At 66.2% G+C, this 26,533-nt stretch carries 23 protein-coding genes; 10 read left to right on the forward strand and 13 right to left on the reverse strand.

Features of this window, described 5'->3' with window-relative positions; all coding sequences use genetic code 11:
- Nucleotides 1-3 precede the first annotated feature (3 nt).
- Nucleotides 4-672: an AroM family protein gene (locus tag AC1ROX_RS15645; protein WP_493126875.1), complete on the forward strand. Its 669-nt coding sequence runs from the start codon at nucleotides 4-6 to the stop codon at nucleotides 670-672.
- Nucleotides 673-784: 112 nt separating this feature from the next.
- Here AC1ROX_RS15645 and AC1ROX_RS15650 read toward each other — a convergent pair whose 3' ends face one another.
- The 9 genes from AC1ROX_RS15650 to AC1ROX_RS15690 all read right to left on the reverse strand — a co-directional run bounded on the left by AC1ROX_RS15650 (nucleotide 785) and on the right by AC1ROX_RS15690 (nucleotide 16,365).
- Entirely contained in the window at nucleotides 785-1,063 is a 279-nt protein-coding gene (locus AC1ROX_RS15650) for a copper resistance protein CopC (protein ID WP_493126876.1), read from the reverse strand.
- A 116-nt stretch (nucleotides 1,064-1,179) separates the two neighbouring features.
- On the reverse strand, nucleotides 1,180-5,592 hold the full coding sequence (locus tag AC1ROX_RS15655) for a M10 family metallopeptidase C-terminal domain-containing protein (protein WP_493126877.1): 4,413 nt from the start codon (nucleotides 5,590-5,592) through the stop codon (nucleotides 1,180-1,182).
- Between the two features lie 93 nt (nucleotides 5,593-5,685).
- The gene (gene hisC, locus AC1ROX_RS15660; protein ID WP_493126878.1) at nucleotides 5,686-6,747 is read right to left on the reverse strand and encodes a histidinol-phosphate transaminase; all 1,062 of its coding nucleotides are present in this window, start codon (nucleotides 6,745-6,747) and stop codon (nucleotides 5,686-5,688) included.
- A gap of 1 nt (nucleotide 6,748) precedes the next feature.
- Nucleotides 6,749-7,336: a DedA family protein gene (locus AC1ROX_RS15665; protein WP_493126879.1), complete on the reverse strand. Its 588-nt coding sequence runs from the start codon at nucleotides 7,334-7,336 to the stop codon at nucleotides 6,749-6,751.
- A gap of 69 nt (nucleotides 7,337-7,405) precedes the next feature.
- Nucleotides 7,406-8,080, reverse strand: a complete 675-nt coding sequence (locus tag AC1ROX_RS15670; protein WP_493126880.1) for an OmpA family protein — start codon at nucleotides 8,078-8,080, stop codon at nucleotides 7,406-7,408.
- A 140-nt stretch (nucleotides 8,081-8,220) separates the two neighbouring features.
- Nucleotides 8,221-12,234, reverse strand: a complete 4,014-nt coding sequence (locus AC1ROX_RS15675; protein WP_493126881.1) for a translocation/assembly module TamB domain-containing protein — start codon at nucleotides 12,232-12,234, stop codon at nucleotides 8,221-8,223.
- Nucleotides 12,234-13,964: an autotransporter assembly complex protein TamA gene (locus AC1ROX_RS15680; RefSeq protein ID WP_493126882.1), complete on the reverse strand. Its 1,731-nt coding sequence runs from the start codon at nucleotides 13,962-13,964 to the stop codon at nucleotides 12,234-12,236. The genes AC1ROX_RS15675 and AC1ROX_RS15680 overlap by 1 nt, the downstream gene beginning before the upstream one ends.
- A gap of 236 nt (nucleotides 13,965-14,200) precedes the next feature.
- Nucleotides 14,201-14,770, reverse strand: coding sequence for a hypothetical protein (locus AC1ROX_RS15685; protein ID WP_493126883.1), 570 nt, complete (start codon nucleotides 14,768-14,770; stop codon nucleotides 14,201-14,203).
- Between the two features lie 77 nt (nucleotides 14,771-14,847).
- Nucleotides 14,848-16,365 carry an alpha/beta hydrolase domain-containing protein gene (locus tag AC1ROX_RS15690; protein ID WP_493126884.1) on the reverse strand — a complete coding sequence of 506 codons (1,518 nt, stop codon included), beginning with the start codon at nucleotides 16,363-16,365 and terminating at the stop codon, nucleotides 14,848-14,850.
- 293 nt (nucleotides 16,366-16,658) lie between these two features.
- On the opposite strand from AC1ROX_RS15690, the gene AC1ROX_RS15695 reads away from it, so the two are divergent.
- From AC1ROX_RS15695 to AC1ROX_RS15705, 3 genes are read left to right on the forward strand one after another with little or no spacing between them, the layout of a single operon-like run.
- Nucleotides 16,659-17,429 (forward strand): SDR family NAD(P)-dependent oxidoreductase, encoded by a 771-nt coding sequence (locus AC1ROX_RS15695; protein ID WP_493126885.1) that lies wholly within the window; start codon nucleotides 16,659-16,661, stop codon nucleotides 17,427-17,429.
- Between the two features lie 39 nt (nucleotides 17,430-17,468).
- Nucleotides 17,469-17,822: a hypothetical protein gene (locus tag AC1ROX_RS15700; protein WP_493126886.1), complete on the forward strand. Its 354-nt coding sequence runs from the start codon at nucleotides 17,469-17,471 to the stop codon at nucleotides 17,820-17,822.
- Nucleotides 17,822-18,646, forward strand: coding sequence for a DODA-type extradiol aromatic ring-opening family dioxygenase (locus AC1ROX_RS15705; RefSeq protein WP_493126887.1), 825 nt, complete (start codon nucleotides 17,822-17,824; stop codon nucleotides 18,644-18,646). The genes AC1ROX_RS15700 and AC1ROX_RS15705 overlap by 1 nt, the downstream gene beginning before the upstream one ends.
- A 9-nt stretch (nucleotides 18,647-18,655) precedes the next feature.
- Here AC1ROX_RS15705 and AC1ROX_RS15710 read toward each other — a convergent pair whose 3' ends face one another.
- Nucleotides 18,656-19,396 (reverse strand): 2OG-Fe dioxygenase family protein, encoded by a 741-nt coding sequence (locus AC1ROX_RS15710; RefSeq protein ID WP_493126888.1) that lies wholly within the window; start codon nucleotides 19,394-19,396, stop codon nucleotides 18,656-18,658.
- A gap of 137 nt (nucleotides 19,397-19,533) precedes the next feature.
- On the opposite strand from AC1ROX_RS15710, the gene AC1ROX_RS15715 reads away from it, so the two are divergent.
- The 4 genes from AC1ROX_RS15715 to AC1ROX_RS15730 are packed head-to-tail and all read left to right on the forward strand — an operon-like array spanning nucleotide 19,534 to nucleotide 22,866.
- Complete coding sequence (locus AC1ROX_RS15715) at nucleotides 19,534-20,463, forward strand: ABC transporter substrate-binding protein (protein ID WP_493126889.1); 930 nt, start codon at nucleotides 19,534-19,536, stop codon at nucleotides 20,461-20,463.
- Entirely contained in the window at nucleotides 20,463-21,224 is a 762-nt protein-coding gene (locus AC1ROX_RS15720; RefSeq protein WP_493126890.1) for an ABC transporter permease, read from the forward strand. Before AC1ROX_RS15715 ends, AC1ROX_RS15720 begins: the two co-directional genes overlap by 1 nt.
- Complete coding sequence (locus tag AC1ROX_RS15725) at nucleotides 21,221-21,982, forward strand: ABC transporter ATP-binding protein (RefSeq protein WP_493126891.1); 762 nt, start codon at nucleotides 21,221-21,223, stop codon at nucleotides 21,980-21,982. Before AC1ROX_RS15720 ends, AC1ROX_RS15725 begins: the two co-directional genes overlap by 4 nt.
- Nucleotides 21,982-22,866 (forward strand): alpha/beta fold hydrolase, encoded by an 885-nt coding sequence (locus AC1ROX_RS15730; RefSeq protein WP_493126892.1) that lies wholly within the window; start codon nucleotides 21,982-21,984, stop codon nucleotides 22,864-22,866. Before AC1ROX_RS15725 ends, AC1ROX_RS15730 begins: the two co-directional genes overlap by 1 nt.
- Before the next feature lie 119 nt (nucleotides 22,867-22,985).
- On the opposite strand, the gene AC1ROX_RS15735 is transcribed toward AC1ROX_RS15730, so the two are convergent.
- Nucleotides 22,986-23,744, reverse strand: coding sequence for an SDR family oxidoreductase (locus AC1ROX_RS15735; RefSeq protein ID WP_493126893.1), 759 nt, complete (start codon nucleotides 23,742-23,744; stop codon nucleotides 22,986-22,988).
- Complete coding sequence (locus AC1ROX_RS15740; protein WP_493126894.1) at nucleotides 23,731-24,525, reverse strand: SDR family oxidoreductase; 795 nt, start codon at nucleotides 24,523-24,525, stop codon at nucleotides 23,731-23,733. Before AC1ROX_RS15740 ends, AC1ROX_RS15735 begins: the two co-directional genes overlap by 14 nt.
- 59 nt (nucleotides 24,526-24,584) lie before the next feature.
- Between AC1ROX_RS15740 and AC1ROX_RS15745 the strand changes: the two genes are divergently transcribed.
- Together AC1ROX_RS15745 and AC1ROX_RS15750 are read left to right on the forward strand one after the other, a co-directional pair.
- Nucleotides 24,585-24,902, forward strand: coding sequence for a hypothetical protein (locus AC1ROX_RS15745; RefSeq protein WP_493126895.1), 318 nt, complete (start codon nucleotides 24,585-24,587; stop codon nucleotides 24,900-24,902).
- Nucleotides 24,903-24,910: 8 nt separating this feature from the next.
- Entirely contained in the window at nucleotides 24,911-25,237 is a 327-nt protein-coding gene (locus AC1ROX_RS15750; protein WP_493126896.1) for a hypothetical protein, read from the forward strand.
- An 84-nt stretch (nucleotides 25,238-25,321) separates the two neighbouring features.
- Here AC1ROX_RS15750 and AC1ROX_RS15755 read toward each other — a convergent pair whose 3' ends face one another.
- The gene (locus AC1ROX_RS15755) at nucleotides 25,322-26,518 is read right to left on the reverse strand and encodes an ABC transporter substrate-binding protein (RefSeq protein ID WP_493126897.1); all 1,197 of its coding nucleotides are present in this window, start codon (nucleotides 26,516-26,518) and stop codon (nucleotides 25,322-25,324) included.
- Nucleotides 26,519-26,533 lie beyond the last annotated feature (15 nt).

The following is a 26,533-nucleotide window of genomic DNA, read 5'->3' on the forward strand; positions in this document are numbered from 1 at the left end:
GCTATGAGCACGCTGGGTATCGTTACCATCGGCCAGGCGCCGCGCGACGACATCGTCGAACTGTTCGCGGCCCAGGCGCCGGCCGGCACCAAGGTGATCCTGCGTGGCGCGCTCGATGGGATGACTGACGCCGAGGTCGACGCGGTGCCGCCGCTGAGCGGCGCCGACACGCTCTACACGCGTCTGCGCGGCGGCCGCGACGTGAAGATTTCCAAGCAGGCGGTGATCGCGCGTTCGCCGGCGACCTTGGCAAAGCTGCGCGCCGATGGCTGCGACGCCATCGTCTATGCCTGCACCGGCGAATTCCCGGCGATGGAAGGCGATGCCGGTGTGCTGTTTCCATCGCGAGTCTTGAGCGGCATCGCCGAAGGCCTGCTGCCCCGTGGGCGGCTCGGCCTGCTGGTGCCGTTTGCCGAACAGGGCGAGAAGCTCGCGACGAAATGGGCGCGCAGCGGCGTCGCCGTCACGGTCGAGGCGCTGGTGCCGAGCGCCGGGCCGGACGAGGCGGCGGCGGTCGCGCAGAAACTCGCGTCTTCCAAACCCGACCTCGTGGCGCTAGACTGCATGAGTTACGGGCCCGCCACCAAGGCGGCCGTAAAGGCCGAAGTGAAGGTGCCGACCCTGCTGGCAATCACCGCTACCGGCCGCGTCCTGCGCGAGCTGCTCGACTGAAACGCCCGGCAATATCGCCGGGGCGCATAAACGAAATAACCGAAATAAACGCAACAAATGAAACGGACTCACCCCCAAGGAGAGATTCCGGGTTTTGCGGCTCGGAAAGCCTCTAATCGTTGCCGACGGTGAAGGGGATCTCGCCGTCGAATTGTGGCGAGCCGCCGATCAGCCAGTGCAGCTTGTAACTGCCCGGCTGCAGGGTGGGCGCGCGAGCGAACAGTACGTCAGGCGTCGATTCCAGCCGCGGATGCAGGACCTCAATGATCCTGCCGTCTTGCTTGACGGCGAGGCGGGAATCCTCGTGATCGACGGGACGGTCGAAGCGGACATAGAAGGCGCTGCTGCGACGGCCGATCACCGCATCCGCCTTCGGGGCCGAGTCCAGCACTCGCGGCTCCTGGGCGTGGGCCGGACCGGCGACGGCCAACAAAGTGCCTGCGAGAAGAGTCCGTCGTCGCGTGATCATGTTCCGCACACCTTCATCGCATGCCGCCGCAGCCTAGCCTAGACGAGCAAGTGGTGGCCTGAGGCGCTGGTGAAGTCGAGCTGGACGATCAGGTCGTTGAAGTCGCGATCGCCGCCGCCGCGCGTGTCTTCCCAGCCCCAGGTGTTCGAGCCGTAGTTCCACAGGTGCGCAAGGCCGTCGGAATTGCCCTGCGAGAAGGCGTAGTAGACCTGACCCTGGCTCCCGTTCATGAGCTGCATGGCGACGAAGTCACCGGCGTCGACGTGGGTGAGCTCGGTCTGGGTGTAGTTGCCGTAGCCCGGGCCGCCGATCACGGTCCCGCCAGCGATGGTCTCGTAGGCGCGGGCCGCGGCGGCTGCGGCATAACCCGCGGCACCCGGGGCGAGGCCGCCGATGGTGCCGGCAAGATCGTCGACCTTGTAGAAGCTGACCGCGAGACTGTCCTGGCCGTTCTGGCGAATGCGCACGACGGCGTTCTGGTCCTCGGCGCCGTTGGCCGTCTCGGCGATGGCGACCGGCAGCGCCAGCCGCACCGTGCTGCCGCCCTGGTTGAAGTCGGCGAAACCGTAGGAGGCGCTGAGGCCGGCCTGGGTGGCGGTGGCATCGGTGCCGCCGATCGAGACGGAAACAATGTCGCCCATGCCGACATCGGCCTGGGCAAGCGAGCCCTGGCCGTATTTGTCGAACATGCGCACGAGGTTGGGATCGAAATCTGCCTGTAGCACCTGCTGCGCCATGCGGGCCGTCCAGGCGAAGCTCGAGCTGACGCCGGTGGAGAAACCGATATCCTCGCCGCCGAGCGTCACGTGCACGCCGGCATTGGCGCCCGAGCTGCTCTGGATGAGCAGGCTCTGGTAGGTGCCGGCCGTCCATCCGCCGGCGCCGTCGGAGTCGATGAGGTCCGGCGTGGTCGAGAAAGAGGTCTGGGTGTGCGCGATCTCCGTCAGCGCCCGCGCGAGAAGCGTGCCGTTGGGCGTGCCCAGCCCCGTCACCAGATCGTAGCCCGTGCCGGCCGAATAGCCGTAGCCGGTGGGTGTGATGTAGACGCCGTCGCTGGTGTAGCTGCCGCCGTACAGGAACGACGAGGTGCTGTTGCCGATGGTGATGTCGCTGAACGATCCCGGCGCGATCACGGCGGCGATGTACAGAAGGTCGTTCATATAGCCCAGGTTGGGCAGGCCCTGATCGTTGAATATGGCGTTGATCTGCGAGGCGAGCGTGGCCCACAGCGGCGTCGCCGCGCTCGTGCCGTCGTCGTTCTGGTTCGCCGTCATCTCCGGATTGGGAACGACATACAGCATGTTCCCACCGGCGTTGGCCGCTACGTCGGGAATGCCGCGGCCCGGCTGGCGCGAGGGATCGGAAGTCCTGGGATCGAGGCCGTAATCGATCTGGTAACCGGGCGTGGACTGACTGGTGTCGACGCCACTCGCGCCGGTATTGTTATGGAGGTAGCCGGTGCCCCCTGGATTGGCGATCGTGGTGCCGTCGACGTAGTAACGGTTCCACACCGTCTCGATGAGCCGGTTCATGTCGCCGCTGGCCGGAAGCTGGGTCAGTCCGCCGGCGATGAGTTGCCACAGCGTCGGGAGATTGCCCGCTCCGGCATTGGCGATCCAACCGTTCAGCGTGCTGTCCGCCCGCGCGGCGGACACGGTGCTGATCGATGTACCGCCGACCGAGACGACATACGGGCTGTTGTGCGTGGAGCTGGCATTGGGCAGTCCGTTGGCGAACGTCTCGCCCGAGCCGCCGTCGCCGGCGTCGTTGAAGACCGAGATGTTGCGAAGGGCGGCGTCGACATACAGCCCGTTGGACGCGATCTGGAACGGCGAGCCGGGCGCCGACCGCGTCGCATAGCTGAACGACGAGGTGATGACCCCGGGATTGTTGGCCGTGTCCCAGAATGCCGACTGGTAGGCGGTGAAGGCGTTGAAGTGGGCGTCGTCGTCGGTGCCGGAGCCGGCATAGACGATCAGCTGGCTCTGCGGATTGATCGCCGTCACGATGCCGACGTCGAGCGAGCGTTCGCCGGCGGGATTGAAGGCGGGGGGCGTGACGTTCGGATATTCCTGCCCGCCCGCCGCGATCGAAATCACGTCGGCCGAGCCCGAGATGCCGATCGAGGCGCGATAGGCGTTGAGCGCGGCCAGGAAGCCCGATCCGGTGGGATCGTCGGGCAAGGCCGTGCCGACACCAGGCTCGATAAGTCCGATGGCGCCGGTGGCCACCGATGCCAGCGCGCCCTGGAGCGGAAAATTGTAGTAGTCCTGCGCGATGGTCTGCGGATCGGCATGGACCGTCGCGGCCCCCGCGGCGTTCCCCGGACTTTGCCAGCCTTGCGGCAGGGCGCCGCCCGGCGTCCGCGGAGGGGTGTTGTCCGTATACTGGCCGAAATCGCCGTAGTCGAACCACAGGCCGGTGACGTCGTTGTTCGCGAGTTCGACCGGCAGCGACAGATTGCCGTTCCAGTAGTGGACGGTCTGGGTCGTCGTGCCGGGAAGAGGCGACGGCACTTCCGTGGTCATCAGGGTCGCGCCGGGGCCGAACAGCGTCGTGAAGTTTCCCTCGTTGACGTTGACCCAGATCGTGCGCGACTCGGGCGAGGAGACGTACTGCTGGTTCGCCGGTGCGTCGGGCGTGTAGTAGGTCGTGATCCCGAGATCGGCGAGGTAGCTCACCACGTTGCTGTATTCCGTCGCATCGGCGCCATAGGTCGACCAGATGGTGTCTTGGTCGGACAGTGCGGCCTGCCGCGTCGCCCAGTTCGAGGCCAGCAGCTCGGTCGGATCGCTCGCCCGGTCGAGGACCAGGGCCACGTTGAAGGAGAAGCTTTCCAGTGGTGTGCCGCCGCTGGGTGCAGTGGCGTTGGTGCCCCAACTCGCGAAATCGAGGTAGCTCGAGTTCTCGAGTTCGACATATTCCGGCGCGAACTCATAATCGCCGGCGGCGATCGACGCGCCATTCTCGATCGTCAGCACGTCGTGCACGGCGCCGTCCGACGAATTGATGCTCCAGTGCGTGGCGTCGACCTGCGTGAAGGTGGCCCCCTGGCTGGCCAGGCCATAGCCGAAGAAGACAAGGTGATCGCCCTGGCCGGCGCTGCCGGAGAAATCAGCGATCGTGTCGCCGTTGCTTTCGCCGGCGCCGAATTCGAAGGTGTCGGTGCCGAGTCCGCCGGTCAGCTCGTCGACACCGGCGCCGCCGTTCAGCATGTCGTTGCCCGGATCGCCGAACAGCCGGTCGTCTCCCGCGCCGCCGACCAGCACGTCGTTGCCATTGTCGCCGATCAGCGTGTCGTCCCCGGCGCCACCGACAAGGAGGTCGCCGCCTTCGCCGCCAGTCAGCGACGAGTCGACATCCGACGCCACGATGGCATCGTTGCCGCTGCCGCCGACCGCCGTCTCGATGACGGTATCGAGCGCGATGGCGATGTTGTTGCTGAGTCCGCCGGCGCTCGAGAAGGTGCCGGGCGTCAGGTTGACGACAGCGCCTTGGGTGAATCCCGAAAGGTCGAGCGTATTGCCCGTGCCGGCGTCCCACAGCGTGACGACGGGATGGGTGTTGATGGTGAAATCGTAGAACTTGCCGATGTAGCCATCGATGTTGGCATTGAAGCCGAACACTTCGCCGCCGTCGAAGGGCCCATCGTCCGGTGTGCCGTAGAGCCGTTGCGCCGCGAGGATGTCGAGCATCATCGGGGTGAGCGGTTCATAGTTGATGTTCGCGGGAACGTTGGCAGGGGTATTGGGGAGGATCGTGCCCCAGTTCGTGCCGGCGACCGTGTAATCCGAATAATAGGTCGCCCTTACGTCCCAGGGCGAGATGTAGGACATGATCGTCCACATCGTCGTGTCGTAGGCGCTGTACTGCTGGGCCGTGACGTTGGTGCCGCCATTGTAGTTGCCGCCATGCCCGAGCCCGAGCATATGGCCGATCTCGTGCAGGATCGTCGAATAGGGATAGCCGCCGGCGACGCCGAGGCCCTCGCCGATGGGCCCGAAGGGAAAGACGGGGTCGATCGAGAGGCCCGAGCCGGTGGGCTTCGGCGTGTTCAGGACATCGCTGCCGATCTCGACGACGGTCCGCGGCCTGCCGAAATATTGATAGGCGCCGCCGTCGCTGCCGCGCGTGATGACGAAGTTGGCCGAACCCGCATCGGTCGCCAGAGAGAAGTCGATGTCGGCAACCGCGGACCAGAGCGAGAGACCACCTTCCCAGGCGGCCTTCTCGGTGTTCGACCAGTTGGAGGCGTCGGTGAACCAGTAGGTAACGTCGCCACCGTACGTGCCGGGCGCCGGATCGCCCCATTTGATGGAATAGGATTCGGTGCGATAGGCAGGCGGGATCCTGAAATCCCAGCTCTGGAAGCTCGGGGAGACGACTGTTCCGGCATCGTCGACGCCGACGAGAAAGGTGATTTCGTCTTCGAAAGTGGGCCCAGAAGGCATGTGTCCAGACTGCTGGTTATGGTACGCGGGCTGGGCGCCACCATAGCAATCGGGACCATGCCTTCAACATGCGTCGCCGTCGCATCGGCCGAGTCAGGCGCTCTTGACGATATCCGCTGCCGCCGCGATCAGCTTCCGGACGTCATCCGGCGTACCGACGGTGATGCGCATGTAGGGTGCGGAGCGGGGCTTGTTGAAGTGCCGGACCAGGATCGCACGATCGCGCAGGGCAGCAGCGAACGCACCGCCGCCCATCGACGGATGCCGGGCGAAGACGAAGTTGGCGCTGGAGGGCAGGACGGCGAAGCCCAGCGCCGTCAGCTCGTGCGTCATCGCTTCGCGCGTCGCCACGACCTTGGCGCAGCTCTCCCGGAACCAGGCATCGTCGCGCACCGAGGACGTGGCGCCGGCCTGGGCGATGCGGCCCAGCGGATAGGAATTGAAGGAGTCCTTCACGCGGCGCAGCGCCTCGATCAGACCGGCATCGCCCAGCGCATAGCCGACGCGCAGGCCGGCCAGGGCGCGCGACTTCGACATGGTCTGAACGACCAGCAGGTTCGGATGGTCGGCGATCAGCGGCACGGCGCTTTCTCCGCCGAAATCGACATAGGCCTCGTCGATCAGGACGGGAATGTCGGCATGCGCCTCGAGCAGCCGGGCGATGGCGGCCCGCGGCAGGGCGATGCCGGTCGGCGCATTGGGATTGGCGATCACGATCGCGCCCGCCTCGCGATAGTCCTCGATGCGCACGCCCATTTCGTCGTCGAGCGGGACGGTCTGGAGCGTGATGCCGAAGAGCTGTGCCCAGACCGGGTAGAAACTGTAGGTGATGTCGGGGCAGAGAAGCGGCCGCTTCTGCTTCAGCAAGCCTGCAAAGGCGTGCGCCAGCACCTCGTCGGAGCCGTTGCCCACGAACACCTGCTCCGGCTTCACACCGTGATGGTCGGCCAGTGCCTGACACAGCTCCACGGCCTCGGGATCGGGATAGAGACGCAGGGAGTCGGAAGCCGCCATCCGCATCGCTTCCTCGGCGAGCGGCGAGGGACCATAGGGGCTCTCGTTGGTGTTGAGCTTCACCAGGTTGGCGATGCGCGGCTGTTCGCCCGGCGTGTAGGGCGACAGGTCGCGGGCAAGCTGGCTCCAGAAGGGATTCATCCTAGTTTCGCTCCATCACGCGCTCCAGCCGTCTTGTCAGGAACCACCCGAGTGCCAGGAAGGCGACCAGCATGGCGATGCCGAAGACCGAGAGCGCGTCGGTCATGGTCTTCTCGGAGACGAAGCCGAAGCCATAGCCTGCCGAGACGGCGATCCCCGCCCACAGGCCGGCAGCGACGAAGTTCAGCGCCAGGAAGCGCGGCCAGCTCAGGGTCGAGGCGCCGTAGGCAAAGCCCGCGACGTTGCGGATGATGCGCGGATAGCGATGGATCAGGATCATCCAGGCGTGGTGACGGTCGGCCAGCCTTGCGGCGGTCTCGACGGCGCGCTGCAGGCGGGGGATGCCGCGCAGCCAGCGCGTGCCGAACCGCCGGCCGACCCAGAAACGGATGATGTCGCCGGCAAAGGTGCCGGCCCAGCAGGCTGCCAACGCCTGCTCGTAGCCCAGCGCGCCGGCTTGGGCGGCATAGCCCGCGAACAGGGCCAGCAGGAGGCTGTTGGCCATCGAATAGATAGTGAGGAACGCGTAGACGGCGTCGCCGTGCTGGCGGATGAAATCCAGAAAGGAGGCAAGGTCGCCGGCGAACATCGGCCCTGCCTACAACGAAAAAGGCGGCCCCGCGAGGGGCCGCCTTCTGTCGTGATTGAGGTCTAGGTCTTAGGTCGGGCCGACCGGGCGGCCGGGCCAGCGATAGCCAGGAGCCGGCAGCGGGATCTTGTCGCGGATCATCGAGTCTTCGAGGGTCGGAATGCCGGCGGCATAGTCGCCCGCTTCACACTTCGCGATCGCGGCTTGCTCGATCGTGTCGACCTGCGAGGTCTTGTACTGGCGCCACTTGTCGCTCAGTGCCTTGCAGTACGAGCGCGGGTCGGAGAACACCGTGCTCACCGTCGTCTGGCCACCGATCACGATCTCGACGCGACGGTTCTGCGGCTCGCGGACGTTGTCGCCGGTCTGCACGAGCAGGCCTTCCTCGCCACGGCCGTTGACCGTGATCGCGGTGGCCGGCACGCCCTCGCGGACGAGCTGCTGCTTGACCGAGTTCGCGCGGCGCAGGGACAGCGCCATGTTGTACTGCGGCGAGCCCGACGTGTCGGTGTGGCCGGTGGCGACGATGTTGGCGCTGCCGCGGGTCTTATAGGCCTGGGCGGCCTGACGGACCGTGTCGACGGCCTGGGTGGTCAGGTTGGAACGGTCCCAATCGAAGAAGACCATGAAGGTCTGCGCCTGGACCGGCGGCGGCGGCGGGGGAGGCGGCGGCGGAGGCGGCTCCGACGCGCAAGCGCCCAAGAGGAATGTCGCCGCGGCGACGACCAGGAGTTTTCTAAGCATGGATGGTTTCCCTCGATTTCCGGATCTAAACCCACGGTGGGTCCGTCCGAGGGCTTAAACGCACGGCCCTGCAAGAAGTTCCATTCCCGTGCATAAAGAACTTTCTACTGTCCGGATGGCGATCCGGACACTGGCTTGGCTCAGTAGTCCCACTCCGCCTTGACCCCGACCCTGCCGTTCGAATTGGCGCCGATATCGCCCTCCACCTTGATGTTGTCGAAGACGTCGAGCTGCACGACGCCCCGGCTGGAATTGCCCTGGGCCCCCTGGCGGGCCCCGACATAGACGCCCGGCGCCACATACCGGCCGGCCTCCAGGGACACGCCTTGGGCGCTCTGCCCAGTAGGCTCTCCCTTCGAGGATGACGACCCGATGCTGAGTTGGTCCAGACCCAGCCCCTTGCGCAGCCGGCCCAGCACGCCCTCGCCCGGCGACTGGCCGGCCAGCTCCGCCATGGTCTGCGCCACCTGCAGCAGCTCCGAGGCGCCGAGCTGGGAGGCCGGCTTGCCGAAGATCAGCAGCGCCATCGCCTCGTCCGGCGGCATGGCGGGGCTCGAGGTGATCTCGATCTTGGGTTCGCGGGCGGTGCCGGTGACGGCAATGCTGACCGTGGCCGATTGCGCCGGCACGGAGGCCAGGAAGTCGAGCCTGGGATCGATCGTGTCGAGATTGTCGAGGCTGACGATGCCCTTGGAGAAGGTAAGACGGCGGCCGCCCAGGCTGAACGTGCCGCGCCGCATCGTGAAGCCGCCGATGACGGCCGGGGCCGCCGGGGTGCCGCTGACGGTGAGCTGGCCGCTCATCTCGGCATCGAGGCCGCGACCGCGCACGAAGATCGCCTGCGGCGCGCGCACGTCGAGCGCCAGCTTGATCGGCGTCGCCGTGGGCGGTGGCGGCGTCTTCGTGGGTTTCCGGGCCGGCGTCGGCTGGGTGGCGGCCACGGCGGCGCCCGGCTTGTTGATCTCGCGCACTTCGAGGGTGGGGAAAGAGGCGGTCTGGCCGCCGCCCACCGAGATCTCGGCGCGGTCGATGGTGATGGGCCCCGAGACCTCGATGCCTGAGGAGGTCGCGCCGGTGATCTTGAGCGTGCTGCTGACGGTCGCCACCAGATCGGGCCGGCTGACCAGCAGGGCGCGCTGAGTGGCGAGGCCGATGTCGAGCACCAGCCCGCGTTCGGCGTCGAAACGCATCGAGCCGCTGCCGTTCACGGTGCCCGTGCCGGCCTGGAAGGTGAGGCGCTGGATCTGCAGCGTGTCGCCCTGGAGGACGAGCCGGCCCTGGCCGCCGCTGAGCTTGAGGCCGGATTCCGGCATCGCCACCGCGCCGCCCTCGAAATCGACCGTCCCGGTGCCGGTGATCCTCGGGCCGGCCACGCTGACCGTGAGGTTGGGCCGCAGCCGGCCGGTGATGTTGCGGATGTCGTTGCCCAGCAGCGGCGCGAAGGGCGCGATGTCGACCGCGCCGCCCAGGGCAATCTGGGCAGCGACAGCCCCGCCGCCGCGGGGCAGGGTGGCCGTGCCTTTCGCTGTCAAGTTCGTGTTGGCCCCAGCCGACAGCCGCGCGTCGAGGCTCGCTTGCTGGCCGACGAGGGAGCCCGTGCCCTGCAGCGACAGCGACGGAACCAGCGCCGTGTCGGGCCGGCGGACCCTCACGCCGGTCGCGGTGTAGCTCGCCTCTAGCCGCGGCGCGGCCATCGCGCCCGTCGCACGCACCTTGGCCTGCAGCGTACCTTCGAGACCGGTGCCCGGCGCGAACGTGTCGATCAGCGCCATCGGCAGGCCGGCGATGTCGGTCTGGAGATCGCTGGCGACCGGATCGAGCGTGCCGCGCAGCGCCACGCGGCCGGCGCCGACCCGCAGGTTGGTCGGATCGATCACGATACGCGCGCCGGCGACGGCAATCTTCGTCGGCGCGTTCAGGCCGATCGGGATGTTGAGGTAGCGGCCGGTGAACTTCGAGAGCGCGACACGGATTTCCGCGGCGGCGAAATCGATCTTCGCGGCGAGGTCGGCCGCCAGTTCCGGCCCCGAGCTCTGCAGCGTGACGTCGATTCCGCTCTCGCGATCGCCCTTGGCGGTCGCCTTCAGGGTCGAGAGCCCTCCGACGCCGCGCAGACGAGTAGCATTGAGGGTCAAGTCGGCGGCGGCGCGGCCGGCCGGATCGTCGACATGGCCATTGAGATCGAGCGTGCCGGCACCCGCGCCTTGGCCCGCGAGGTCGTTGCCCTTCACGGAGATGTCGAGACGGCCCGCTGGTGCGTTCGGGTCGGCCGTGACCTCGGCGACGAGCGAGCCTTCGAGCCCGAACGCCTTCAGCGCTTCGATGTCCTTCAATTGCGTGACGGCAAGGCGCGCATGCCCCGTGGTGCGCGCCTGGGCGACGACGAGGTTGGCGACGTCGAGCACCGCGCTCGACCAGCGGCCTTGGAAGTTCGGCACGGCGAGGCCCGTCGTCGCGTCGTGCGCGAAGCGGCCGTTCAGCGTCAGCGGCTGGTTCTGCACGTCACCCTCGGCCTGCATCGTGCCACCGACCTTGCCGTCGGCCGCCAGCGACACGGTCGTGTCGAGCACGAGACGCCGCGAGGCGATGGTCTGGCCGGGGACCTGATAGGCGACGTCGCGCGTTTCGACCTTGAGCTTTAGCGACGTCTCGGGACCGCCGAAGCCGATGGTGGCATTGGCGGTCGCTGCGCCGGCCGCCTCGGCGCGGAAGGCGGTGAGGCGAGGCAGGTCGACCAGCAGGTCGAGTGTACCCGCCTGTTCGCGGCCACGGCCGGACACGGTGAGGGTGCCGCTGTCGCTGCCAACCTTCACGTCGCGGATCGTCCAGTTGCCGTCGGGCGCCAGCGTCGCGTTGCCGGCGAGGTTGACCGTCGCGATCAGCCCGGGCGGCACGCTCGGCGAACCGAAATTGTCGATGCGGCCCTGCCAGCTTGCGGTGAGGTTGCCCTTGTCGATGCTGGCCGTGAGCTGGACCTGCGCCTTGCCGGTGAGTGCCTGGCCGGCCATCGCCGACAGCGGCTCGAGGCTCGGCAGGTCGACGGTCGCGCGTACCTCGCCCTTGTCGTCGGCGGGCACATAGTCGCCGTCACCCTTCACGTGCACCAGCGGCATGCCGACGTCGAACGACTGGATCGTGATCTTGCCGCCGGTCAGTCCCGCGACCGTGGCATCGACGGTGACAGTGCCCGGCTGCGGCAGGCGCGGATCGAGCGTGGCGAGCTTCAGCTCCTCGACATTGCCCTGCACGCGGATCTTGTCGGTCAGCTTGCCGTCGGCCTTGAGGTGCAGGCCCTTCCACGCGACGCCTTGCGCAGGCACGTCGATAGGACCGGCCTCGAGGGCAGCCTGGAACCCGGTGTCGTTGCCGTCCGGCATCCAGCGCAGATTGCCCTTCGCATTCGCCTTGTCGCCGGCCTTGGCGGTCAGTTCCGCCGTTCCATCACGCTGATCGCCCTGTGCGGAGAGTTTCAGCGAAATGTCCGGCAGGTCCGGCCGCTGCATCAGCGCCGCGACCATGCCGCCCGGGTCCTCGTCGAGCGTGATGTCGGCCGCGATCATGCGCGGCGAGCGGTCGACGCGGATGTCGGCGGTCAGCTTGCCTTTCGGTCCTTCGAGACGATCCGCGGCGAGCTTGGCCCGTATTTCGCCGAGATCGCCGGCGACCGCGGCACTGCCGCCGATCTTCCAGTGCGAATCGATGCCGCCGAGAGCGGCGGCGAGATGAAGATCGTCGATCCGCAGCGCCTGCAGGTCGATGTCGAACGGGAGCCGGACGCCGCCGCTGCTGGGCTTGGTGTCTTTCTTTTCATCGGGCTGCGGCGCGCGCAGCACGCCGATCTTCGCCGCCGACACGATCTCGATGCGCAGCTTGCGCTGCAGCAGCGATCCGAACGACCAGGCGACACGCGCATCCTCGACCTGCAGCCACGGGCCGGCACGGTCGGCGATCTCGATGCGTGCTACGTGAAGGTCGGTCGGCACGAAGCCATCGATGCCGGTGATCGTGATCTTCTGATCGGGCGATGACGCGAGGTCGGAGGCGGTGGAGGCCAGGAACCGCTTGCCGGCCTCCGTCTGCACGCCGGCGAAGGCGAGGCCTAGCACTAGGACGAAGGCGACGAGGACATAGGCAACGATGCGAAGTGCGCGCATCAGAAGGCCTGCCCCAGGCTGACATAGATGCCGAACGGCGGATCGGTTGGCCGGCGGTTCAGCGGGATGCCGACATCGGCGCGGATCGGCCCGAAGTCGGTGTAGTAGCGGATGCCGACGCCGGCGCCGACTCTCGGCGGGAGCTGCGAGAAGTTCGGCAGGAGATCAGGGTAGGCGCTGCCGGCATCGACGAAAGCCACGGCACCGAACGACTTGCCGATTCTCTGGCGCAATTCGATGTTGGCCTCGACCACGCTCGGGCCGCCCAGCGGGTTGCCCCAGGCATCAAGCGGTCCGGCGGTCTGGTAGACGAAGCCGCGCACCGAGCCGCCACCGCCGGCATAGAAGAGCTTGTCGGGCGGGATGCCGCCGATGCTGAGGGCGGGCTCTATACCGAACGAGGCGCGGGTCGCCAGCACGGTGCGACCGGGCTCGGCGATGTCCCAGTAGTGGCGGCCTGTCAGGCGCAGGATGGTGAACATGTCGCCGCCCGGTCCGGTGTCGACCCATGGCTGGACGTTGAATTCGATGCGATAGCCGCGCGTCGGGTCGAGGTCGCTGTTGGCGCGATTATAGAGCACCGTCCCCTGCAGGCCGAGCATGCGATAGCTCTGGGTAACGCCGTTGCGGGTGATGTCGGCGATCTCGGCGGCGAAGCCGACGCGGGCCTGCCAGCGGGGCGAGAAGGTGCGGTCGAAGCCGCCGTAGAAGGTGGCGGCCTTCCTCGTATAAGCCGGGACCACTTCGCGCAGCGCCGCCGCTTCCAGTCGCAGATCCTGTCCCGGCAGCCACCAGTCGGGCTTGCGGAAGGCGGCCCGGAACGCAAAGCCCGTGTCGAGGATCGCGTAGCCCTGGCCGATATGGTTGATCTCGCCCGACAGGCGAAGGCTCTCGGCCTGGCCGAACAAGTTGCGATGGACCCAGAAGCCCTCGACCCCGAAGCCGAGCTGGGTCTCGTAGCTCATGCCGAAGCCGAACGAGCGTTGCAGGCGGTCGGTCAACTCGGCTTCGATCGGCAACTCGCCATTGGCATCGAGTTCGGTCGCGGGCTTCAGCCGTACCGCGTTGAAGGTGCCGAGTGAGGTGAGCTTTCCTCGCAACTCCTCGACCTTGGCCGGACTGTAAGGCTCGCCTTCCTTGAAAGGCACGCGGCGCTGCAGCCAGACCGTGTCGACCTTCTCGGTGCCGGTGAAGCGCACCGGGCCCATCTTGGCGAGCGGGCCGGGCTCGGCCACGAAGGTGATCTCGGCCTCGCGCGTCGCGTGGTCGATGATGACCTCGCGGTCCTTGATGGCGGCCAGCGCATGGCCCTGTTTGCGCAATTCGTCGAGGAGCTTGTTCTGCGCGGCGATGATTGCTGTGGCGTCGGCCGGGTCGCCCGGCGCGATGCCAAGCTCGGCGCGGTCGATCCCGGGCAGGGACTGCTGGGCGCCGGGCGGCCGGATGGCAATGGTACCGATGCGATAGCGCGGGCCGGTATCGATGGTGATGTTGACGGTCGTCGCCTCGGTGTCGGGCCGCGATTCGAGAGCTTCCAGCGCGGAGGCGTCGGCGATCGGCTTGCCGTCGATCGTGGCGTTGAGCGTCGCGTCATAGTAGCCGCGCGACCGCAACGCGGTATTGAGGCGGGAAGCGACGGCCTGGGCACCCTGCAAAACGCCCAAAGCATCACCTTCCAGAGGCTGCTGCTTCTCGAAATCTTCCGACAGTTCCTTGAGATCGGCGCTCATGCGCTCGTCCCCAGTCACTGTGAGGGCGACCTTGCCGGTTCGCGCTTCGGCAACGCGCGTCAAAAGGCTCGCCATGCATGCCCACGCCAGAGAGACGAGGCAGCATATGCGCACCCAGCGAAGGAACTCGTGGTTTACAGACACCATGCCACGCAAGCCATACAACGCGCGGCGGTGGAAAGGGATGCCTCCCGCCGGCCACTATTCCGTCGTGGCCGGCCGTCCATCATGACTCATCACGGGACCAGGCTCGGGTCGAGCTCGGCAAAACGCCGCTGTTGATCGGTGAAGATGACCATGAACAGCTCGCGGAAGAGCTGCTCGATGCGCAGATCGGTCGGACCGGTCGCCTGTGTCCATGCGGTGGTAAAGGACATGGCCCGGTCGTTCCGGCAGTAGATCGCGTAGACATAGAAGCGGCCGGGCGTGCCCGGCTTGAAGCGCGCGGGCTCGCCGGCACAGACCGGATCGGCGTTGAGGTTGTTGGCGGGATCGAACACCAGCACGAGCCGATAGTCGGGGCTGGCCGGCGGAATCAGGCGGTCGTAGGTGAAGGTGAGGGCCGGGCGCGGCTTGGCGCGCTGCATCGCGGGCAGCAGGTCGCGGGCGACGACGCCCGGATCGACGCCGGGAAAGGCATTGCCTGCCAGAATGACCGGGAAGTTCTTGCCGTCGGTCGCGGCGAAGAAGTCGCGATAGTCATACTGCGGCGCGTAATAGACGCCGCCAATCGTCGCCGCGGCCGCGAGGACCGGGAATATTACGAGGCTGGCGAGGAAGACGCCGATCCTGGAGGTGAGACGCATCGCGAACTCCTGTGGCTGAGTGCCAAACTAGGGTCGCGATCTTCACACCCGCAAATCAGGCCTTCGTGAACCTTGCGCTACTTCTTCTCTGCCGGCGGCCACGGGATCGACGCCGCGGCATCGATGATCACCGCCGCATCCTCGGGCAACAGCAGCCGCTCGACCTGCAGGGCCCGTGCGGCTGTGCGGATCTTCTGCACATAGTCGTCGCGGCTCTTGTAGAGCGCGGCGATCCTCTCGGGCGCGAAGGCGAGGTAGGCGCCGGCCAACGAGCATGCGAACGACTTGGGCTCCTGCTGCGCGGCATGGACACCCAGCGGCGCTTCCATGTCGGGCAGGCGTACGCCTCCGATGACGTTGCCGTCGGCGTCGCGCTTCGGCCGCTGCATTGCAGCCTTTGCGAGATGCTTGGGGGATGCAAGCACATCGGTGTCGGTCGTCGTTTCGAGCGGCATCAGCCGGTTGGCGGGCGGCGTCGCGTTGGTGGCGACCCATTGGTCGAGCGCCACCAAGGTGGCGCGCGATACCGGCGCCCAGTCGAGATGGGCGGGCGGCAGCTTGCAGTTCGGCAGGCTTGGCTGCACGACATGCGACGCACCGGCAATATCGTACATGCGTACGTTGGCCGGGATCGGCTGTTCCTGCGTGCCCTCGGCGCCGGTGCGGCCGAGCGAGGCGCGCAGCGACAGGAAGTCGGTCGTGCTGCTCACCATGGCGATCTTCGGCGCGATCTCGCCGCGCTTCTCAACGGCGGTCACGATCTCGCCGATGGTCAGCGGGCTCTCATGGACGCCGCGGAACTCGGGATCGGCGAAGGAGGGCGAGGCGTCGCCGCTCGACTTCGGTCCGGCCGAGGAAGTGAGGATCGGCAGCAGGCCGGAGCCGGAGACGAAGACGTGCATCCCATCCATGACGCGCCGGCCGTCGATCTGATTGAAGCCGTTGAGAAGGTAGGTCTTGAGGAAACGGCCGCTTTGCGACTTGCCGGTCCCCAGCACACGCTCGATCGAGCCGGCCAGCGGATTGGCCGTGCCGGCGGAATCCTTCGCCCGGCGCGCCAGGAAGTCCGACACGTCGCGCATGATGGCGAAACCCGCCCCCTCGACGTAGCGCGGCTTGCCGTCGGGTCCGTCGAAGCTCGGCAGGGTGACGCCGGTGCCCAGCTCCCACTGGACTTCGGCGAGGGCATAGCCGCGATCCTGGAGGAAGCCCGTGCCTTGCTGGATGTTGCCCGAGTTGAACGGCTCGTTGCGCGGTCCGTTGTAGAGCGCGATGCCGTAGACGCGGCCGCGATTGGGCACGTCGACCAGAAGCGTGCCGTTGCCCTTGGCCGGATCGGCCAGCAGCAGCAGCATGACCTCGGAGACATACTCGACCTTGCCGCGCGCATTGCGCTTGGCCTTGTCGATGTCGGGAATGGCCTCGGTCGGCGCCAACTCGCCATGCATCTTGCCGCGCCACAGCACGTATTCGCCCGGCCGGAAGATTCCATAGGGTGCCTTCGACGTAACTTCGACCCGCACGACCTCGGCGGCGGCGGGAACGGCGGTCGAGAACACCGAGGCGGCCAGCAGGGCCGAGACGATCCGGTTCATGGGCGTACTCCTCCGGGAGTGAATATTCGTTGGACCGACGATACGCTCGTCGCAGTCCATGGAACACTTCAAGTAGCGCTTAGCAGCGTGTTCTGAGGTTGGACGTCAGGATGAAGGAGCGCGTAATATTGCTCTGCGGATAGCTGACATTTCTTATTGAAACCGCATATTTTATTAATACATTTCAATAAGTTATGATTATTTTATAAAGTTAGATATCTCCCTCGGTGCCGTTTTCTGTTTTCCGCATTTCATGCGACACATGAAGCTGAAATCTTCAGGAGGACAGTTCCATGGCATCGCCGCTTTTCGACCTTACCGGCAAGGTCGCCGTCGTCACCGGCTCGAGCAAAGGAATCGGTAGGGCGATCGCCCTGCATCTCGCGCTGTCCGGCGCCAAGGTCGTCGTCTCGTCGCGCAAGGCGCCAGCCTGTGAAGAAGCCGCGGCCGAGATCAAGGCGGCCGGCGGCGAGGCGATCGTCATTCCCTGCAATATTTCCGACAAGGCGCAGATCGAGAACCTGATCACCCAGACGCGCAAGCAGCTTGGCCCGGTCGACGTGCTGGTCTGCAACGCCGCCTCGAACCCCTATTACGGGCCGAACGAGAAGCTGCCCGACGACGTGTTCATGAAGGTGATGCAGAACAACATCCTGTCGAACATGTGGCTCATCAACCAGTGCCTGCCCGACATGCGCGCCAAGAAGGACGGCTCGATCATGATCGTGTCGTCGATCGGCGGCGTGCGCGCCAGCACGGTGATCGGTGCCTACTGCATCTCCAAGGCAGCCGACATGCAGATGGCCCGCAACCTCGCCGCCGAGTACGGCCCTGACAATATCCGCGTGAACACCATTGCGCCGGGACTGGTGAAGACCGACTTCGCGCGCGCGCTGTGGGAAGACCCGAAGAACCGCGAGAAGCGCGAAGCCGGCACACCGCTGCGCCGTATCGGCGAGCCGGACGACATTGCCGGCCTCGCGGTGCTGCTGGCCGGCAAAGGTGGTGCGTTCATCACTGGCCAGACATTGATCGCCGATGGCGGCACCACGAGCGGCGGCTAAGGAAGATCTTTTAGCCCGCGGCCTCGGGAGGAGGGGCGGATGAGCCTCTATCAGGTCCAGAAGCTGATCTATCAGCTCAACCGCGACCCGCACACGCGGCAGCGCTATGCCGAGGAGCGGGACGCGGTTCTCGTCGAGTACGATCTCACGCCGGAGGAGACCGGCGCGCTGGCGAAGCCCGATATCGGGCTTCTCTACGTGCTGGGCGTCAACGGCCAGCTCCTGATGCACTTCGCGGCGCTGCATCGCATCGAGTGGACCGACTATCTCGAGCGGATGCGGCGAGGGCTGGTGGAGCACGGTCCGGTGCGCGAGGGCGTCTATGCCGCCACCGGCTACGAAGGCGTCGAGGCACACGATGCCCGCCTCAAGACCGAACGGGAGACACGCTGATGCCCCTGGTTTATTGCGGCGCCTGTTCCCACGCCCCCGGCATGACCGGCCGCGCCGAGCGCGCCGATACCCAGACGCGGCAGGCGCTGGAGAGCGCGTTCCGCCGCATGGGCGACGACATCCGCGCCACGAAGCCCGATGCGCTGGTCGTGATCGCGGCCGAGCATTTCGCCAATTTCTTCATGAACAACATGCCGGCCTTCGCCATCGGCATGGCCGACAGCTACGAAGGGCCGATCGAGGACGAGGCCTTCCTGCGCATCAGGCGCACGACCGTGCCCGGCAACAAGGCACTGTCGCGCAAGTTGATCGAGACCGTGATGCAGACGGTCGACGTGGCCTATGCCGAGGAATGGAAGTTCGACCACGGCATCTCGGTGCCGCTGCACTTCCTGACGCCGGATTACGACCTGCCGATCGTGCCGGCCAACATCAACTGCCAGGGCCCGCCGCTCGCGCCGCTGGCGCGCGCCTGGGCCTTCGGCGAGGCGCTGCGGCGCGCGGCCGATGCGGTGCCCGAACGCATCGCGCTGATCGGCACCGGCGGCCTCTCGCATTGGCCGGCGACGCCGGACTCCGGGAAGATCAACCAGGACTGGGACCGCGAATTCCTGCGCCGCTGGTCGGCCAATGACCGCGAGGCGCTGCTCTCTTATACGGACGCCGAGACCTATCGCGAGGCGGGGCAGGGTGGTTTCGAGATCAGGACGTTCATTGCGGCGGCCGCTGCGGCGAAGGGAGCAAAAGGAACGGTCGATTTCTGCGAGCCGGTCCCGATCTTCGCCGTGAGCTGCACGCTCGCACACATGCACATCGCGGCGTGAGAGATACCGTCAGGGCTTCTTCTTGAACGTCACCACCAGCACGTCGCGATAGGCGGGGAGGGCCGGGTTCTCCGGCTCGACCGGGGTCACGCCGTGATAGCAGCGGGCATCGTCGACCAACGCCGCGTCGAGCGGATCGGTGAGGGTGAAGCTGCCGAGCGCGCGCTTGTCGAGGTCGTGCACCGTGGTCGTGCCGCTGGCGATGTTGCGGCGGTTGATCAGCAGCACCAGCACATAGTCGACGCCGTCGCGATGCATGCCCTCGGGCGTGGGCTTGCCCTGGACGCCGGTCTTGGCCTCGATGCGGAACTGGTGGACCTCGATGTGCCACTTGGCGGCATCAGGCGCGAGGCGGCCGAACAGAGCGCGGCAATATTCGAGGATGGTGCGCATCGATGCGCCGTTGCCAATCTCGTCCGTCACCGGCTTGAACCAGCGCTCGATGCCACCGTTCAGGTTGTTGTAGCTGAGGCCCTGGTAGTGCGGCTGGTGCGGCCCGCGCACGATGGCGCCCTGACGCTCGGCCGCGTAGACGCCGAAGCGGCGCTTCCGGTAGCGGCCGCCGTCGCCCATGTAGGTGTCGACGTCGAGATCGTTCCAGCTCTCGGCGAAGGCAGGCCAGTCGGCCAGCGTACCGAAGCGCGCGAACGCCGTGCGCATGTCGGAAGCTTCGACGAAGGCATAACCCGCGCGTGCAATGGCGGTGCGAATGCCTGAGGCGTTTTGCAGACCGGTACCGATTTCGCTCATGAGAGTAACTCTAACATCACATATCCATCATTCGTCATCCGGCGGGCATGAAGCTTTCTAGGGATTAACGCAGATTGGCGCGGGGATTGCAGATCGCGCTCCGTTACGCCGCCTTCGCGGCTCATGGAGATTCATACATGTTGCGACGCAAGCTCCTCGCCACCGCTGCCGCCTCGTTTGCCGCGCCTGCCATCGTCTCGCGCGCCTCGCTGGGCCAGAACCTGCGCAAGGTGAAGATGGGCTCGGCCTTTACCACCACGACCAACGCGGCCTTTCTGATGCCGGCGCTGCTGAAGCCCGAGGGCATCGACCTCGAGCTGGTCATGTTCCCCTCGCTGGTGCAGCGCATGCAGGCCGTCGCCTCGGGCGATGTCGATATCGGCAATGGCGGTCTCTCGGCCACCATGCAGGTCGCGACCAAGGGCTTTCCGATGCAGGTGCTGGCCAATGGCTGCGATGGCGGCTGGATGGTGCTGGCGCAGCCCCCGATCAAGAGCTTCCAGGATCTCGTCGGCAAGAAGATCGCCGTCCAGAACGGCTCGATCGGCCTCGTGTCGCTGAACTGGAAGCTGAAGCAGGAAGGCGTGTTCGGGAAGGTCGAGCTGGCCTTCATGGACAACCAGGACCAGCCGATCCCGCTGATGCGCGGCGACGTCGCGGCGATCTGCGTGTTCGAGCCCTACGCTGCGCTCGCCGAGGTGAACGGCTGGGGCAAGCGCCTGTGGGTTCCCTACGATTCGCCCATGGGCAAGACCAACCTGGGCTTCGTCGCCTCCTCGGCCTTCGTGAAGAAGGACCCGGACCTCACCAAGAAGATGGTGCAGGCGCATGTGAAGGCGACGAAGGAGATGGCGTCCAATCCGTCGATCGCCATCGAGACCACGATCAAGCAGTTCAAGATGACGAAGGAAGTGGCCGAGCTCTCGACCAAGAACCTGTTCTTCAGCGCCGATTCCGGTCCCACCTTCGTGAGCGGCCTCAAGTCGCTGGCCAAGATGATGATCGACGACAAGATGCTCGAGAAGGAACCCGACTGGGATAACTTCCTGAACCTCGGCTACGTCTGATGCAGTTCCGAAGGGCGCTGGGGCTTCTGCCCCTGGCGCTGCTGCTGCTCGCCTGGGAACTGGCGGTGCAGGCCAAGGTCTATCCACCTGTCCTGCTGCCGCCGCCGGCCAAGGTCCTGATGGTCTTCATCGACGATTGGGACACCGTGCTGGGCAACGCACTGGCCAGCATCAGCCGCGTCGCGGTGGGCATTTCGCTATCGTTTCTCTTTGCCGTGCCGCTCGGTCTGATGATCGGCCGCTACCGGCTGCTCGACACCATGACGGACTGGTCGATCCAGATCTTCCGCTCGATCCCGCCGATCGCGCTCATTCCCATGGCGCTGCTGTTCCTCGGCATCGGCGACAAGCCGGCGATCGCGCTGATCTTCCTGGCCGGCACCTGGCCGCTGCTGATCAACACGATCTTCGGTGTGCGCGGCATCGAGCGTACTTTGCTGAAGGTCGCCAAGGCGGCGCGTGCCAGCGAGTTCCTGGTAATGAAGGACATCATCCTGCCCGCCGCGTTGCCGGCGATCTTCACCGGGCTTCGCCTGGCGGTCGGCGGCGGCTGGCTGACTGTGGTGACGGCCGAGATGATCGCGGTGAAGTCGGGTCTCGGCTACATGATCCTGAACGCCCAGCTCACCTTCCGCTCCGATCTCATCATCGCGGGCATCATCGTCATCGGCGCGATCGGCCTCTTGGCCGACCAGGCGGTGCGCATGGTCCGCGCCTATGTCTGCCGCTGGCAGGAGGGCCTCACGGCATCGCCCGAATGAGCAAGTTCCTGGAATGTATCGGCGTCGGGAAGATCTATCCCGGCAAGAACGAACCGGTGGAGGCGCTGCGCGGCATCGACTTCACCTGCGACGCGGGCGACTTCGTCTGCCTGCTGGGCCGCTCGGGCTGCGGCAAGTCCACGTTGTTGCAGATGGTGGCGGGACTGGAGACGCCGACCTCGGGCCAGATCGTGATCGCCAACCGCGAGCTCGACGGTCCGTCGCCGGAGGCGGCCATCGTCTTCCAGGATCACGGGCTATTCCCGTGGATGACGGTGCAGAAGAACGTCGAGTTCAACATGAAGGCGCGCGGCGTGCCGGCCGCCGAGCGGCGCGCGACGGCCACGCAGTTCATCGAGATGACGAGCCTCACCGGATTCGCCGACCGTTATCCGCACGAACTCTCGGGCGGCATGCGCCAGCGGGTCGGCATCGCGCGCGCGCTGACGACGCGGCCCAAGGCGCTGCTGATGGACGAGCCGTTCGGTGCGCTCGATGCCCAGACGCGCGGCAAGCTGCAGGACGAGGTGCTGCAGATCTGGGAGAAGCAGCGCACGACCGTGCTGTTCGTCACCCATTCGATCGACGAGGCGCTGCTGCTCGCCGACCGTATTCTGGTCTTCAGCCCGCGGCCGGGCCGCATCGCGGCTGACATCAAGGTGGATTTGCCGCGCCCGCGTACGTCACAATCGCCGGGCTTCGTCGCCCTGGCCCGTGAACTGCGCGGGCTGGTCGGCGCCGACAGGGAGATTGATTGATGCCGTATGCAACGACCGACGATGGCGTGAAGCTCTATTACGAGGAGACGGGGACGGGTGCGCCCATCGTGTTCGTGCACGAGTTCGCGGCCGATCACCGCTCGTGGGAAATGCAGATGCGCCATTTCGGCCAGCGCTATCGCTGCATCACCTACAGCGCGCGCGGCTATCCGCCGTCCGATGTGCCGGAGAAGCCCGAGAGCTACAGCCAGAACCGCGCCACCGACGACATCCTGGCGGTGATGGATCACCTCAAGATCGACAAGGCGCATGTCGTCGGTCTGTCGATGGGCGGCTTCGCCAGCCTGCACTTCGGCTTCCGCCATCCGACGCGCGCACGCTCGCTGGTCGTGGCCGGCGTTGGCTACGGCGCGGAGAAGCACGAGACGGCCAAGTTCAAGGCCGAGGTCGGCATCGTCGCCAAGTCGCTGCTGGAAGAGGGCATGGCGACCTTCGCCGGAAAATACGCCTATGGCCCGACCCGCGTTCAGTTCGAGAACAAGGACCCGCGCGGCTTCGCCGAGTTCAAGGCAGCCCTGGCCGAGCATTCGGCGCTGGGCTCTGCCAACACCCAGATCGGCTGCCAGGGCGAGCGGCCCTCGCTCTACGATCTCGTCGATAAGATGCGGGCGATGACGGTTCCGACCCTGGTGCTGACGGGCGACGAGGACTGGCCCTGCCTTGCGCCCTCGATGCTGATGAAGCGCGAGATCCCGTCGGCGGCACTGGTGGTGATGCCGAACTGCGGCCACACGATCAATCTCGAGGATCCGGATCAGTTCAACCGCATCGTCGGCGATTTCATCATCCAGGTCGAAGCCGGCCGCTGGCCCAAGCGCGACCCGCGCGCGATCTCGGGATCGATTACCGGGATGAAGTCTTAAGCGAGGAAGACGAAAGGTCCTTCGCTGCGCTCAGGATGACAGCATTTTCTGAATTGGCGCACTGCGCCACTTCCACCCAATTGTCATCCTGAGCGCAGCGAAGGACCTTTTGTTTCGACCTACGCAGTCAGCCCGCCGTCACAGACAAACTCCGACCCGGTCGAAAAGGTCGACTCGTCCGACAGCAGGAACAGGATCATGTGCGCGACCTCGTCGGCCTGGCCGAGGCGGCCGAGCGGGTGGAGGTCTTCGAGCGACTGGCGGCCGGTCATGTTGCCGACGGTGGTATCGAGCCGCGGCGCGATCATCGGCGTGTCGATGTAGCCCGGATGCACTGAATTGCAGCGGATATTGTACTTCTGCTGTGCACAGTGCAGCGCCACGTTCTTGGTGAGCGTGCGCACGGCGCCCTTCGAGGCGCAGTAGGCCATGGCGTAGGACGCGCCGCGCAGGCCCAGGACCGACGATATGTTGACGATCGAGCCGCCACCCGCGGCCTTCATCGCCGGGATGGCGTGCTTACAGCCGAGGAAGGTGCCTAGCGAGTTGATGTCGTTGACCCTGCGGTATTCCGCCAAGGTGCAATCCTCGATCGAGTTGCGCACGCCGACGCCAGCGGCGTTCAGCAGCCCGTGCAAGGCGCCGAACTTCTCGACCGAAGCCGCAACAGCGTATTGCCAACTCTCTTCTTGAATGACGTCGAGCGGCACGAAATGCGCCGACGCGCCAAGTTCGGTGGCAAGCGCCTGGCCCTTGGCCTCGTCGCGATCCGCCAGCACGGCCTTGCCGCCCTCGCGCACGACCATGCGGGCGGTCGCAGCGCCGATGCCCGATGCGCCGCCGCTCAGCAGGACGACCTTGTTCTCAAGACGGGGCAAGGAGCGACCTCCTCAGGAGTCCGGCGGTCACGCCGCCGTCGGAGACGAACTCCGCGCCGGTGACGAAGGACGAGCGGTCCGAGGCCAGCCACAGCACGAGTTCGCCCAGGTCTTGCGGCTCGGCCATTCGGCCGATCGGATGGCGGGAACCCAGGAACGCCTTGCCCTGCTCGTGGCCGACCGCCTGCCACAGCGGATTGAAGATCGGCGTGTCGACGCCGCCGGGATGAACGGAATTGCAGCGAATGCCGTACTTCTGTTCCGCGCAGTAGAGTGCCACGCTCTTGCTCAGCAGCCGTACCGCGCCCTTGCTGGCGGTGTAGGCGGTGGGGCCGGCGCCGCCGACCAGGCCGGCGATCGAGGAGATGTTGACGATTGAGCCCGCCGATTCCGTCTTGCCGGCGCCGAGGTGCTTCATGCCCTGGATGGCGCATTTGCAGCCGAGGAACACGCCCTCGGAATTGATCGCCTGGACCTTCTGCCAGTTCTCGACGGTGGTGTTCTCGGGATTCCCCGGACCGCCAGAGATGCCGGCATTGTTGACCATGATGTCGAGCCGGCCCTCGCGCTGCAGGACGTCTGCAAGCAGCGACTGCCAAGACTCCTCCGACACCACGTCATGTGTCACGAAACGGCCGACCGGCGTCTCTTTCGAGCCCTCCGCCAGGTCGGCCACGATCACGGCGGCACCCGCGGCGGCGAGCAGGGCGGCGGATGCGGCGCCGATGCCCGAAGCGCCGCCCGTGACGACCGCTACTCTCCCGGAAAGTTCATCGCTCATATCGATGCGACCATAGCGGCTAACCGCGCGGTGCGTTAGCGTATCGGCAGGAGGATCGCATGGCGAAGTTGACGCATGTTCTGGGACTGATGGCGGCACCGCTCGTATTGGCGGCGTGTACGCAGACGGCTGGCGGTCCGCCACCGGGCATGACGCCGGCCCAGGGCGCGGCCTATTGCACCAAGCTCACGACGGTCTACAGCGAATATGTCGCCGGGGTCAGCTCGTCGATGGGCGGCGTTGGAAGGGGCGGCGGGCAGTCCGACATCGACGCCCGCGTCGCCATCGCCCAGTGCCAGGACGGCAACACCGCTGCCGGCATTCCGGTGCTGCAGCGTGAGCTGCGCGACAACAAGGTCGACGTGCCGCCGCCGTGATCCACACCATGACCTTTCGATCCCATGCGCTCGCCCGTCTTGCCGGGCTTGCTCTCCTGCCGTTGCTCGCGGTGGCCTGCACCCAGACGGCCAGCGGCCCGCCGCCGGGCATGACGGCGGTGCAGGCTGCTTCCTATTGCACCAAGCTCAGCTGGGCTTACGGCGAGTATGTCGCCAGCGGTCTGGGCGACAGCTCAGGCGGCGATACCAGCAGCGACGCCGACATCAATGCACGCCTCGCCATAGCCCAGTGCCACGAGGGCGACACCGGGGTTGCGATCCCGGTGCTGCAGCAGGAACTCCGCCGCAACAAGGTGCCGGTGCCGCCGGTCTAGCCCGTCGTCGAGACGACGGAATGACCAAAGAAAAACCCGGACGGTTGCTCGTCCGGGTTTCGTGTTTGTGGCGGGCGCCGAGGGCTAGAAGCCCAGGCCTTCTTTGACGACCACCCAACGGCCGTTCTTGATCTGCTGCACCTGCGTGATCGTGTTCGCGAGGTGGTTGGTCTTGGAGAACTTGCTGGGCGGTGAGCTGAAGATGTCTAGGTACGGATCGCCCGACTCGAGTGCATCCAGCATCTTCTGGCCGGTCAGGTCCTTACCCGCCAGCTTGGCATAGTGGGCGAAGGTCATGACGGCGTTGTAGCCGATGACCGACTGCGTGTTGGCGTCGGTGCCGAACGCCTTCTTGTAGGCCTCGACCCAGTCCTTGACCTTGCCCTTGGCCGTGTCGGCATAGGGCGTCTCGAAGGCGCCGGCCGCATACATGCCCTCGACCACGTCCTTGCCGAGCGTGATCGTGTCGGGAATGTTGGTCGGCGTCGCGCCCAGGAAGGTGACGTCCCAGCCGAGCTTCTTGGCTTCGGCGATGGCGCCGATCGTCTCGCGCAGGATGGTGCCCAGCACGACGAGGTCGCAGCCGTCGGACTTCATCTTGGCGACCTGGGCGCTGAAGTCGGAGGCGCCGCGCTTGTAGGTCGTGATGGACGCGGGCTTCAGCTTCATGGCGTCGAGCTGCTGGGTAAAGCCGTCGAGCACGTTCTTGCCGTACTCGTCGTCCTGGTACATCAGGCAGGGCTTCGTGGGCTTCTTCCACTCGACCATGTACTTCACGGCGGCGCGGGTGCTCTCGACATAGGGCAGAAGGTTGCTGAACTTCAGCCGCTCCTGCGGCTTGCCGGCGTCGAACTTGTAGGTGAACTCGGCGGCGGTCAGCGGGAAGAGCTGCAGCACGCCGGCGTCAAACAGGATGTCCTGCGCGGCGATGACCGGAGCGGAGCCCATGCCGCCGATCATGGCGAACACCTTGTCCTTCTCGATCATTTTCTGGCTGGCGAGCACGGCCTTCTTGGGATCGTAGGCGCTGTCCTCGATGATCAACTTGAGCTTGCGGCCGTTGATGCCGCCCGCGGCGTTGATCTCCTCGACGGCGAGCTTCATGCCGTTGGCGACCGGGACGCCCCAGGTCTTGATCGGGCCCGAGAGATCCTGGTGCGTGCCGATGACGATTTCGGTCGGCGTGATGCCCTGATTGGTGACCTTGGTCTGCGCGAGCGCGGGCGTGACTGCCAGCGCCGTCGAGCAGGCAAGCGTCACCGCGAATGCCTTGAGATGCATTGTCCGTTTCCTCCA

Source organism: Reyranella sp. GW821-FHT14A01 (assembly GCF_058803965.1).

Coding starts and splice junctions, on each gene's coding strand:
- AC1ROX_RS15700 (WP_493126886.1), top strand. CDS start 17,469: ATGAGCCTCTATCAGGTCCAGAAGCTGATCTATCAGCTCAACCGCGAC.
- AC1ROX_RS15685 (WP_493126883.1), bottom strand. CDS start 14,770: ATGCGTCTCACCTCCAGGATCGGCGTCTTCCTCGCCAGCCTCGTAATA.
- AC1ROX_RS15710 (WP_493126888.1), bottom strand. CDS start 19,396: ATGAGCGAAATCGGTACCGGTCTGCAAAACGCCTCAGGCATTCGCACC.
- hisC (WP_493126878.1), bottom strand. CDS start 6,747: ATGAATCCCTTCTGGAGCCAGCTTGCCCGCGACCTGTCGCCCTACACG.
- AC1ROX_RS15705 (WP_493126887.1), top strand. CDS start 17,822: ATGCCCCTGGTTTATTGCGGCGCCTGTTCCCACGCCCCCGGCATGACC.
- AC1ROX_RS15745 (WP_493126895.1), top strand. CDS start 24,585: ATGGCGAAGTTGACGCATGTTCTGGGACTGATGGCGGCACCGCTCGTA.
- AC1ROX_RS15645 (WP_493126875.1), top strand. CDS start 4: ATGAGCACGCTGGGTATCGTTACCATCGGCCAGGCGCCGCGCGACGAC.
- AC1ROX_RS15750 (WP_493126896.1), top strand. CDS start 24,911: ATGACCTTTCGATCCCATGCGCTCGCCCGTCTTGCCGGGCTTGCTCTC.
- AC1ROX_RS15670 (WP_493126880.1), bottom strand. CDS start 8,080: ATGCTTAGAAAACTCCTGGTCGTCGCCGCGGCGACATTCCTCTTGGGC.
- AC1ROX_RS15740 (WP_493126894.1), bottom strand. CDS start 24,525: ATGAGCGATGAACTTTCCGGGAGAGTAGCGGTCGTCACGGGCGGCGCT.
- AC1ROX_RS15725 (WP_493126891.1), top strand. CDS start 21,221: ATGAGCAAGTTCCTGGAATGTATCGGCGTCGGGAAGATCTATCCCGGC.
- AC1ROX_RS15665 (WP_493126879.1), bottom strand. CDS start 7,336: ATGTTCGCCGGCGACCTTGCCTCCTTTCTGGATTTCATCCGCCAGCAC.
- AC1ROX_RS15720 (WP_493126890.1), top strand. CDS start 20,463: ATGCAGTTCCGAAGGGCGCTGGGGCTTCTGCCCCTGGCGCTGCTGCTG.
- AC1ROX_RS15680 (WP_493126882.1), bottom strand. CDS start 13,964: ATGAGCGCCGATCTCAAGGAACTGTCGGAAGATTTCGAGAAGCAGCAG.
- AC1ROX_RS15655 (WP_493126877.1), bottom strand. CDS start 5,592: ATGCCTTCTGGGCCCACTTTCGAAGACGAAATCACCTTTCTCGTCGGC.
- AC1ROX_RS15715 (WP_493126889.1), top strand. CDS start 19,534: ATGTTGCGACGCAAGCTCCTCGCCACCGCTGCCGCCTCGTTTGCCGCG.
- AC1ROX_RS15730 (WP_493126892.1), top strand. CDS start 21,982: ATGCCGTATGCAACGACCGACGATGGCGTGAAGCTCTATTACGAGGAG.
- AC1ROX_RS15695 (WP_493126885.1), top strand. CDS start 16,659: ATGGCATCGCCGCTTTTCGACCTTACCGGCAAGGTCGCCGTCGTCACC.
- AC1ROX_RS15675 (WP_493126881.1), bottom strand. CDS start 12,234: ATGCGCGCACTTCGCATCGTTGCCTATGTCCTCGTCGCCTTCGTCCTA.
- AC1ROX_RS15690 (WP_493126884.1), bottom strand. CDS start 16,365: ATGAACCGGATCGTCTCGGCCCTGCTGGCCGCCTCGGTGTTCTCGACC.
- AC1ROX_RS15755 (WP_493126897.1), bottom strand. CDS start 26,518: ATGCATCTCAAGGCATTCGCGGTGACGCTTGCCTGCTCGACGGCGCTG.